Source organism: Macromonas nakdongensis, from assembly GCF_002837145.1.
GTDB lineage: Bacteria > Pseudomonadota > Gammaproteobacteria > Burkholderiales > Burkholderiaceae_C > Macromonas_B > Macromonas_B nakdongensis.
On record NZ_NWMV01000071.1, the window covers coordinates 1 to 10,008 of the forward strand.

General features: G+C 71.3%; 7 protein-coding genes. 2 read left to right on the forward strand and 5 right to left on the reverse strand.

The window, feature by feature from the left end; translation table 11 throughout:
• Positions 1-501: enoyl-CoA hydratase-related protein (locus CON77_RS10660; protein ID WP_198552342.1), on the reverse strand; the 501-nt coding region annotated here is incomplete at its 3' end.
• 124 nt (positions 502-625) lie between these two features.
• Between CON77_RS10660 and CON77_RS10665 the strand changes: the two genes are divergently transcribed.
• Positions 626-1,531, forward strand: coding sequence for a LysR family transcriptional regulator (locus CON77_RS10665; protein ID WP_101049135.1), 906 nt, complete (start codon positions 626-628; stop codon positions 1,529-1,531).
• A 19-nt stretch (positions 1,532-1,550) separates the two neighbouring features.
• On the opposite strand, the gene CON77_RS10670 is transcribed toward CON77_RS10665, so the two are convergent.
• Positions 1,551-4,022, reverse strand: a complete 2,472-nt coding sequence (locus tag CON77_RS10670) for a Lon protease family protein (RefSeq protein WP_101049131.1) — start codon at positions 4,020-4,022, stop codon at positions 1,551-1,553.
• 67 nt (positions 4,023-4,089) lie between these two features.
• Positions 4,090-6,120 carry a spermidine synthase gene (locus CON77_RS10675; RefSeq protein WP_101049132.1) on the reverse strand — a complete coding sequence of 677 codons (2,031 nt, stop codon included), beginning with the start codon at positions 6,118-6,120 and terminating at the stop codon, positions 4,090-4,092.
• A gap of 120 nt (positions 6,121-6,240) precedes the next feature.
• Here CON77_RS10675 and CON77_RS10680 point away from each other — a divergent pair, with 120 nt between their 5' ends.
• Positions 6,241-7,044, forward strand: coding sequence for a YecA/YgfB family protein (locus tag CON77_RS10680; protein ID WP_101049133.1), 804 nt, complete (start codon positions 6,241-6,243; stop codon positions 7,042-7,044).
• A 13-nt stretch (positions 7,045-7,057) separates the two neighbouring features.
• Here the strand turns inward: CON77_RS10680 and CON77_RS10685 are convergent, their stop codons facing one another.
• Positions 7,058-9,691, reverse strand: a complete 2,634-nt coding sequence (locus CON77_RS10685) for an EAL domain-containing protein (RefSeq protein ID WP_101049134.1) — start codon at positions 9,689-9,691, stop codon at positions 7,058-7,060.
• Positions 9,692-9,732: 41 nt separating this feature from the next.
• A partial coding sequence (locus CON77_RS10690; protein WP_157826915.1) for a CinA family protein occupies positions 9,733-10,008 on the reverse strand: 276 nt, incomplete at its 5' end.

Here is a 10,008-nt window from a genome sequence, read left to right on the forward strand (position 1 = left end):
GCCGCTGTCGGCCCAGGCCTGGGCGGTCTGGGGCTGGCCGGTCAGCATCATGGCCAGCGCCTGGGGCACGCCCACCAGGCGCGGCAACAGTTGCGTGCCGGTGGAACCGGGGATCAGGCCCAGGTTGATCTCGGGCAGGCCGACCCTGGCGCTGGCCAGTGCCACACGGCCGTGGCAGGTCATGGCCAGTTCCAGCCCGCCGCCCAGCGCCACGCCGGTCAGGGCCGCCACCACCGGCTTGCGGCAGGCCGCCACCCGCGCCAGCACGGTCAGCAGAATCGGCTCGGCCAGTTGTGCCGGTGTGCCCAACTCGGCCACGTCGGCACCGGCAGAGAACGCTTTGTCGCTGCCGGCCAGCACCACGCCGCGCACGGCCGGGTCGGCTTCGGCCGCGTCCAGCGCCTGCACGATGAAGCGGCGCAGCGCGTGGCCCAGGCTGTTGACGGGGGGCTGGTTCAGGGCGACGACGGCGACGCCGCCGTGCAGGGCATACAGGGTCATGGGTGGGGCCAGGGCAAACAGGGGGCCGCGCGCGGGCGGCGGGGTGAGCGGGATTGTTCAACAGCGCTGATTCCTTGACAATCCCAAACACCATGAACATTCTGTCAAACCAGGCTGAACAATGATGGACGCCACCGCCCTGCTGCTGCTGGTGGACATCGTGGACAGCGGGGGCCTGAGCCAGGCCGCCCGCAAGCGCCGCATGAGCCGCGCCAACGTGAGCTACCACCTGAGCCAGCTGGAAAAAGCCGTGGGGCTGCAGCTGGTGCGCCGCACCACGCGGCGCATCGAAGCGACCGAGGCCGGGCGCAAGCTGTGCCAGCACGGCCGCGCCATCCGCGACGAGCTGCTGGCGGCGCAGGAGTCGGTGGCCAGCCTGGCCGAAGGGCTGCACGGCCACGTGCGGCTGGCCGTGCCCACCGGCTTCGGGCAGCTGGTGATGTCGGGCTGGCTGATCGCGTTCAAGCGCCTGCATCCCAGCATCACGCTGGAGCTGGTGTTCGACAACCGGGTGGACGACCTGCTGCGCGACGAGGTGGACGTGGCGGTGCGGGTGATGAGCGAGCCGCCGCCCGGCCTGGTGGCGCGCGAACTGGCGCCGATGCGCCACATCGCCTGCGCCTCGGCCGGTTTCGCGGCGCGGCACCCGCTGCCGCAGCGGCTGGAGGACTTGCAGCACCTGCCCATCGTCACCTCCACCGTGGTGGGGCGCGAGCTGCGTCTGGCCGCCTACCGCGGCGAGGAACGGCGCGAACTGGCGCTGCAGCCCACGCTGGCGTCGGAAAACTTCCAGTTCCTGCACGAGGCCATCCTGGCCGACCTGGGCGTGGGCCTGGTGCCCGACTACCTGGTGCGCGCCGACGTGGCGGCCGGCCGCGTCGTCACCGCGCTGGACGACTGGCGCCTGAGCCTGTTCGGCACCCGGCTGTTCCTGCTGCGCATGCCCGACCGCTACCAGACGCTGGCGGTGCGGACCCTGATCGACTTCGTGCTGGACAAGGCGCGGGACTGGGCCGCGCCCCACGCCTGACCCGGCCCCGAGCGGTGGCTCAGCCGCGCCGGCGCCAGGCCTTGGGGTTGCCCGCGCGGTGCATGGCGCGGCGGTAGGCGTGCAGCGTGGCCTCGGCCCGGCCCAGCAGGGTGTCGGGCGGGTAGGCCAGCGTGCCGTCGGCCGGCCCCGCCTCGCCCACCGGCACGCCGGTCAGCAGCGCCAGGCCCTCCAGCGCATGGCGCGCGGTGTGGATGTGAAAACGCCCCTGCGCCACCGCCTCGCAGACCTCGTCGCTCAGCATCAGGTGGCGGCGGTTGCGGTGCGGGATCAGCACGCCCTGGGTGCCGGTCAGGCCCTCGGTCTGGCAGACGCGGAAAAAGCCCTCGATCTTCTCGTTCACCCCGCCGATGGGCAGCACCTCGCCAAACGCGTTGAGCGCGCCGGTGACGGCGATGCCCTGCTTCAGCGGCACGCCCGACAGCGAGGACAGCAGCGCGAACAGCTCGGCGCAGGAGGCCGAATCGCCCTCGATGCCGCTGTACTCCTGTTCGAACACGATGGAGGCCGACAAGGCCAGGGGCGCGAGGTGGCCGAACAGGGCCGACAGATAGCTGTGCAGGATCAGCACCGCCTTGTCGTGGATGGGGCCGGAGAGCGCCACCTCGCGCTCGATGTTGAGCAGTCCTTCGGAGCCAGCCACGGTGCGCGCGGCCACGCGCATCGGCAGGCCGAAGCGGTAGTCGCCCAGGTCGATCACGCTCAGGCCGTTGAGCTGGCCGACCCGCGCGCCACCGAGCGCGATGAGGCGGTCGCCCTCGGCGATGGCCTCGCGCAGGCGCTGGTCGGGGTAATCGTGGCGGTGGTTGCGCGCAGCCAGGGCGGCGTCCACGTCGGCGCGCTCCACCCGGCGCGCGCCCCGCGCCTGGGCGGTGGCGGCGCTTTCCACCACCAGCGCCTCGGTGCGGGCGAAGGCGGCGCTCTGGCGGGTCTGGTCCTCGGCCTCGCGGTGGGTGTCTTCGATCAAGCGCGCCACCGCCGCCGCGCTGAAGTGCGGCAGCCCCAGGCGCCGGCAGGTGTGCGCCACGAACACACCGGTGGCGTAGCGGGTGTCGTCGCTGGCGTGGAAGGCGTCGGCAAAGTCCACCTTGACGCGGAAGTGGCGGGCAAATTCCGGGTCACCCTCCTGCAGGGCGTAGTAGTGCTCGTTGGCGCCGATCAGCACCAACTTGACCTCCACGTCCACCGCCTCGGGTTCGAGCGAGGTGGTGGCCAGGGCGCTGAACATGGTGCCGGGCTCCTCGATCTGCAGCCGGCCGCTGCGCAGGAAGCGGCGCAGCTTTTCCCAGACCAGCTCGTCGGTGAACAGGTCGCGCAGGTGCAGCATCAGGTAGCCGCCGTGGGCCTTGAGCAGGCTGCCGGCGCGGATGCGCGAAAAGTCGGTCACCAGCACGTCGTTGTCGGACTGGTATTCGATGCTGCCAAACAGCGGCCGGTACAGCGGGTTGTTTTCGACGATGACCGGGGCGCCCTGGGCGTCGGCGTTGTCCACCACCAGGTTGACGCGGTAGCGCGCGAGCTGCTGCGCCAGGGCCTCGCGCCGGTCCTCGTCGTCCTCGGGCGCGGCGGGCTCGAACAGCTCCAGGTGCTCCAGCAGGTCGTGCGTCACCTCGTCCAGCCAGGTGCCGAGTTTGCGGGTGTCCTTGAACTGCTTTTTCAGCTCCTGGCGCACGGCGCCAAAGGCCCGGTCCAGCAGCGGCTTGATGGCCTGGATGCGCAGCGCCACCACGCCTTCGCGCAAAGCGCGCTCCAGCGGCGCGGTCACCTCCAGAAAGTGCAGGATCTGCGCGCGCAATTCGCGCTCGCCCTGGTCGAAGGCGTCGCGCTCGGGCTTGGGCAGGGCGCTCATCTCGGCCGCGCTCAGACCCTCGCCCTGGGCGTTGACCAGGGTGAACACCAGCTGGCCGCTGTCGCGCCGCAGCGAGAAATGGCGCTCGTCGGCGAAAGTGGAGAGGGCGGCGTAGGCCTCGGTCTCCTGGTCGCTGTAGCGTTTTTCCAGGGCGTCCAGCTCGGCCTTGAAGTCGGGCTCGGCGAAGCGTTTGGGGATGTCGACCTGCAGCGCCCGCACCAGCTCGGCCATGTGCTGGCGCAGCTGGCGCCCCTGGCCGGCCGGCAGGCGCAGGGCGCGCGGGCGCTCGGGCGTCTGGAAGTTGTGCAGATAGCACAGGTCGGGCGGCACCGGGCGGGCGGCGGCGGCGGCGTCCATGGCCTGCTGCAGCAGGGTGGAACGGCCGGTGCCCACGTCGCCCAGCACGAACAGGTGGTAGTGCGGCTGGTCCAGCCCCAGGCCGAAGCGGGCGGCGGTGTGGGCGCGCTCCTGGCCGATCCAGGGCAGAGGCTCGTGCGCCAGCTCGGCGGTGTCGGCAAAGCCCAGGCCGTCGGGGTCCACGCGGTGGCGCAGGGCGGCGGCTTCCAGGCGCGGGGCGGGGCCGGCGGCTTCGGCCGGCACGGGGGGCAAAGCGGAATCGGTCATGGCACCTTCCAGGCGAACTGCGCGGGGGTGAAGGACAGTCTAGTGCAGGACAGCGCCGTCCACCCGTTCAAGGTTTGAGGATGCCCAGCAGGTTGGAGAACGCGTCCGTCCACGGCCGGAAGCCCGCGGGCGCCGACAGCCGCACCCCCTCAGCCAGCCCGGGGGGCAGGGCCTGCGCCTGCTCGGGCGTCACCAGCAGCACCCAGAGAGAGCGGCGGCAGTACAGGTCGCCCGGCGGCGGCTCCAGCGCGTAGGCCACGGCGACCCGGCCCAGGGCCTGCGCGGCGGCGGCCATCACGGGCTGGAGGTCGAGGTAGCGGTTGGTGATGTGCACGGCCAGCCAGCCGCCGGGGGCCAGGTGCCGCAGGTAGGTGCGCAAGGCCTCGAGCGTGAGCAGGTGGGTGGGAATGGAGTCGCCCGAGAAAGCGTCCATGGCCAACAGGTCGAAGCCCTGCGGGGGCTCGGCCTCCAGCACCAAGCGGCCGTCGCCCAGCGCGGTTTCGGTGCGCGCACCGCTGTCGCCCAGGTAGCTGAAGTGGCTGCGCGCCAGCGTCAGCACCTGGTCGTTGATTTCGTACAGGCGCATCACGTCGCCCGGGCGCCCGTAGGTGGCCAGCGTGCCGGTGCCCAGGCCCACCACCCCCAGGCGCCAGGGGCGCTCGGGGGGCAGGCTGCGGATGGCCCGGCCGATGCCCGACCGCTCGCAGTAGTAGGCCGTGGGCTGGCGGCGGTGCGGCTCGGCCAGGTACTGCTCGCCGTGGTTGATGCGACCGTGCACCAGGCTGCGCACGGGGCCCAGCGTGTCGTCCACCGACGCCTCCACACGCAACTGGCTGTAGAAGTTGCGCATCACCGCCTCGTAGCCCTGCACATAACCCAGCGAGATGTCGAACAGGCGCCAGCCGTACAGCAGCAGGGCGGCGAGCAGGAGCCCGCGCCAGCGGCCCCGCAGGGCGGGCCACAGCACCACGACCACCAGGGCGGCGCAGGCCCACAGCCCCAGGGGCAGTTCGTAATAGGCGTTGAACACCGCGGGTGCCACCAGGCCAACCAACGCCCCGCCCAGGGCGCCGCCGATGGACAGCATCAGGTAGAACAGGGTGAGGTGGCGCACCGGCGGCTTGCGCCGCACCAACTCGCCGTGGCAGACCATGCAGAACACGAACAGCGAGCCGCACAGCAGCGCGATCAGCCAGGGCACGGAGGTGCCCTCGTTCATCACGTGGTCCAGCGCCGCCAGGGCCAGCGGCAGCGCGCCCAGGAACAGCGGGCGCACGTAGTAGCGCGGCGCGTCGAAGCAGAGGATGAAGCTGAGCAGGTACAGGCTCAGTGGCAGCACCCAGAGGAAGGGCACCGGCGCCACGTCCTGCGTCAGGTGCCGGGTGATGGACAACAGCAGCACCGTGGCGGTGGCCGCCAGCCCCACCCACAACAGGCGCTCACCCAGGCCGGGGCGGTCGGCGCCGTCGGCCGGTGGGGGCGCGTCGGCGTCGGTCGCGGCGCGCAGGCCGCGCCAGGTCAGGGCGGCGGTGGCCAGACAGGTCAACACGAACACCGTGTACCCCGCCGACCAGGCCAGCGCCTGGGACCGCACCGCCAGCATCGGCTCGACCAGCACCGGGTAGGTCAGCAGACCCAACATGGACGCCAGGTTGGACAGGGCGTACAGGCGGTAGGGCTCGACACCCGCGGCCCGGCGCCAGCCGGAGCGCGCATACCAGGTCTGCATCAAAGGGCCGGTGGTGGACAGCAGCAGATACGGCGCCCCCACCGTGGCGGCCAGCACCCCCAGCACGGCCAGGCTGGGCGCGGCGGGCAGGTGCACGCGCCAGGCCGGGTCGGCCAGCACCGGCAGGGTCAGCAGACTGGCCAACAGCAGACCGCCGTGCAGCAGCATCTGGCGGCGCACCGACAGCCGCTCGTGCATCCAGTGCACGTAGGCGTAGCCCAGCAGCAGCTCGGCCTGGAAAAACACCAGGCACACGCTCCAGACCGACGACGCCCCACCGAACCACGGCAGGATCATCTTGGCCACGATGGGCTGGACCTGGAACAGCAGGAAGGCCGACAGGAAAACCGTCGTGGCAAAGAAGAACATGCGCAGCCTCCAGGATCGGAACGGAAGAAACGGCGACCTCGGACACATTCTCGTTCAAGCCACGCCAGCGGGGCCAGCGGGCGTCACATCCACACCACGCCCAGCGGCTACACTGCCGCCATGAACACCCCGACTCCCGCCCCCACTGCCTTGACCGACACCGATTTCGACGCGATCGACCAGATCCTCGACGACCTGCGCGAGCGCCTGGACGAGGTGCCGCAGTGGGAATTCTGCGAGGGCTTCATGGCCGCCCTGGTCTGCTGCCGCCGCGAGATCCCGGCCAGCGAGTACCTGGGCGCCCTGCTGGGCGACGACGCCGGCGGCGCCTTCGGCCCGGGCCTGTTCAACAGCCCCGAGCAGTACGAGCAGTTCCTGACGCTGTGGCAGCGCCGCTGGGACGAGGTGCGCACCGCACTGGACGCCCCGGTGGACAGCCTGGAGGACGAGCGCGCCTACGCCCCCGAGGTGCTGGACGTGCGCGGCGCCATCGCCGCCATGACGGACGAGGAACGCGCCGCCATGGCCGAGGAACTGGCCAACGAGGAGCTGCCGTCATTCGCCCAGGTCTGGGCGCTGGGCTTCATGTACGTGGTGGAAACCTGGCCCGAGGAATGGACCGCCCCGCGCGACAAGGAAGCCGCTGGCTGGCTGGAGGACGCGCTGGACCGCATCGTCGCCATGACCGAGGACGACGACGGCGAACCCAGCGTGAGCATGTTCGGCGAGGACAGCCCGCCCAGCGTCAGCCAGGAGCGCCTGAACGCCTACGGCGAAGCGATCTGGGCGGTGTACGACCTGCGCGACTTGTGGAAGAGCATCGGCCCGCGCGTGGAACAGGTGGTCAAGGGCGAGGAGCCCGGCCGCAACGACCCCTGCTCCTGCGGCAGCGGGAAAAAATACAAGAAGTGCTGCGGCGCCTGAACGGCGGCCGCATTCAGGTGGCCGCGGCCGCTCCAGCGGGTGGCTGCGCCGCGGCCCAGGCCTCCAGCTCGGTCGCGGCCATGGGCCGGGCAAACAGGTAGCCCTGGTATTCGCGGCAACCCGCGCCCAGCAGGGCCTGGCGCTGCGGTTCGGTTTCCACGCCCTCGGCGATCACCGTCAGGTCCAGGCTGCGCGCCAGCGTCACGATGGTGCGCACGATGGCGGCATCGTTCGCGTCGGTCAGCAGTTCGCGCACAAAGGACTGGTCGATCTTCAGCTTGTACAGGGGCAGGCGCTTGAGGTAGCTGAGCGAGGAATAGCCGGTGCCGAAGTCGTCGAGCGAGAAGCCGACGCCGTGGGCGCACAGCACGCTCATCTTGGCGATGACGCCGTCCACGTCGTCGAGCAGCTGGCTTTCGGTCAGCTCCAGTTCCAGCCGCCGCGGGTCGGCCCCGCTGTCGCGCAGGGCGGCGAGCACGTCGGCCACGAAGTCGGGGTGGCGGAACTGGCGCGCGCTCACGTTCACCGCCACGCGCCAGGCCGCGGTGTCGGGATGGCCGCCCCAGCGCAGCAACTGGGCGCAGGCCTCGCGCAGAATCCACTGCCCGATGGGCAGGATCAGGCCGCTGGCCTCGGCCACGCCGATGAACTGGGCCGGTGGCACGGCACCGCGTTGCGGGTGGCTCCAGCGCAGCAGGGCCTCGACGCCCAGCACCCGTCCCCGGTCGTCCACCTGCGGCTGGTAGTGCAGGCGGAACTGTCCCTGGGCCAGGGCCTCGCGCAGATCGGCCTCAAGCGCGGCGCGGACCTCCACGTGCTGCTGCATCAATGGGTTGAAGAAGCGGACCGTGTTGCCGCCCTGGGCCTTGGCTTCGTACATGGCCATGTCGGCGCGCTTGAGGATGTCCTCCACCAGCCCCCCGGCGTCGGAGAACAGCGCCACGCCCACGCTCACCGTGCAGGTGTGGGTGTGGCCACTCAGATCATAGGGTTGGGCCAGGGTGAGCAGCACCTTGTGCGCCACGTGTTCGGCGCGGCGCGCGGCCTCCAGCGGGTCGGGGTGCAGCTCGGTCAGCATCAGCACGAATTCGTCGCCTCCCAGGCGCGCCAGCGTGTCCTGCTCGCGCAGCTGTTCCTTCAGGCGCTGCGCCATCTGCCGCAGCAGCAGGTCGCCCTTGTCATGACCCAGGGTGTCGTTGAGGGTCTTGAAGTTGTCCAGGTCGATGAACAGCAGGGCCCCGTCCAGGCCGTTGCGCTCGAAGGTGGCCAGGGCCTGGTGCAGGCGGTCGAGCAGCAGGCGCCGGTTGGGCAGGTTGGTCAGCGGGTCGTAAAAGGCCAGCTGGTGGATTTCGGCCTGGATGTGGCGGTACTCGGTCAGGTCGGTGGAGATGCCGCAGAGCGCGTGGATGCGGCCCTGGGGGTCGCGCAGCGGCAATTTGACGGTGAGGAAGGTGCGCGGGCGGTCTTCACCCAGGAGTTGGATGTTTTCTTCGGCCGAAACGGTTTCGCCGCGGTCGAACACCGGACGGTCGTCGGCGGCGATGCGGGGCAGCGAGTCGCCGGTGAAGAACTCGGCGTCGGTCTTGCCCAGTATGGCCTCGGCCGGCTGGCCAAACAACTGCGCCACCTTGCGGTTGACGTACTGGTAGCGCATTTGCGGGTCTTTGATGAAGATGGCCGCCTCCACGCTGTCGAGGATGGTGTTGAGCCGGGCCTCGCTGGCCTGCAGGTGCCGGGTCTGGATGCCGACCTGGCGGCGCAGCCAGACCGCACCGGCCAGCGCCAGGCCCAGCAACAGCAGCGCCGCGCCCAGGGCCCACCAGAGCTCGCGCGCCAGGGGGGCGGTGGCCACCGGGGCCCCCCAACGCTCCAGGGCCTGGAAATACACCGACCGGGGGTCGGCCTTCCAGGCCTGCAGGTAGCGGTCGAGGGTGGCCAGCCAGTCGGGGTGGCGGCCCGGGCCGGTGGCGAAATACAGCGCGGACGGGTTGAACTGCACCGCGGTGGCGAGCAGCCCGGCGGCGTTGGCGTGGCGGCTGCCGTAGAGGTGGTTCACGGCCACCGCGTCGGCCTGGGCGCTGGCCACCGCCCGCAGCCCCTCGTCGAAAGAAGCCACCGGCACCCACTGCACCGCCACGCCGAAGCCGTCGAGCAATTGGCGCAGGGCGCGCTCCTGCACCGAACCGGACAACACCGCGATGCGCAGCCCACGCAGGCTCTGGATGTCGTCCACCGCACCGGCCTGGCGCCGCACGTAGACCTGCGACCAGCTGTGCAGCACGGGCGTCTGGTGGAAGTCGAAGCGCGCCGCGCGCTCCGGGCTGTAAGCCACGTCGGGCATCAGGTCGATCCGGCCTTCGGCCAGGCCGTCCAGACAGGCCTGCCACTCGCACGGCACCGGTTGCAACCGCCAGCCCTCGCGTTCGGCCACCGCGGCCAGCAGCTCAGGAAAGATGCCCGCGGGCTGGCCCGCGTCGTCGAGGAAGACCTTGGGCTCGTTGGCGTAGACGCCGTAACGCACCACGGCCGTGGGCTGGGCCGCGGCCGCACCGGCCAGCGCGACCCCGCCCCAGACCAAGGCGTGACGGCAGCACCGCCCCAGCCAGCGGCGGGGCGACCGGGCAGACCATGTGGGACCAGAAGCCATGCGCCCATTGTGGCGCAAGTCCCTGTCGAGGTAGCATATTTTCAATATGAGGGAAGTGCAGCGAGCACGCCGGCCAGGGCGTGCTGCGCCGTGGCTGCGCGCACCGCGGCCCGGTCGCCAGGGAAGTGGCGGCATTCGGTCCAGACGCGCGCGCCCACGCACCAGCCGAACCAGACCGTGCCCACCGGCTTGTCCGGGCTGCCACCGGTGGGCCCGGCCACCCCGGTGACGGCCACGCTGCAGGCCGCGCCGCTGCGCGCCTGCGCCCCAAGGGCCATGGCTCGGGCCACCGGCTCGCCCACCGCGCCGTGGGCGGT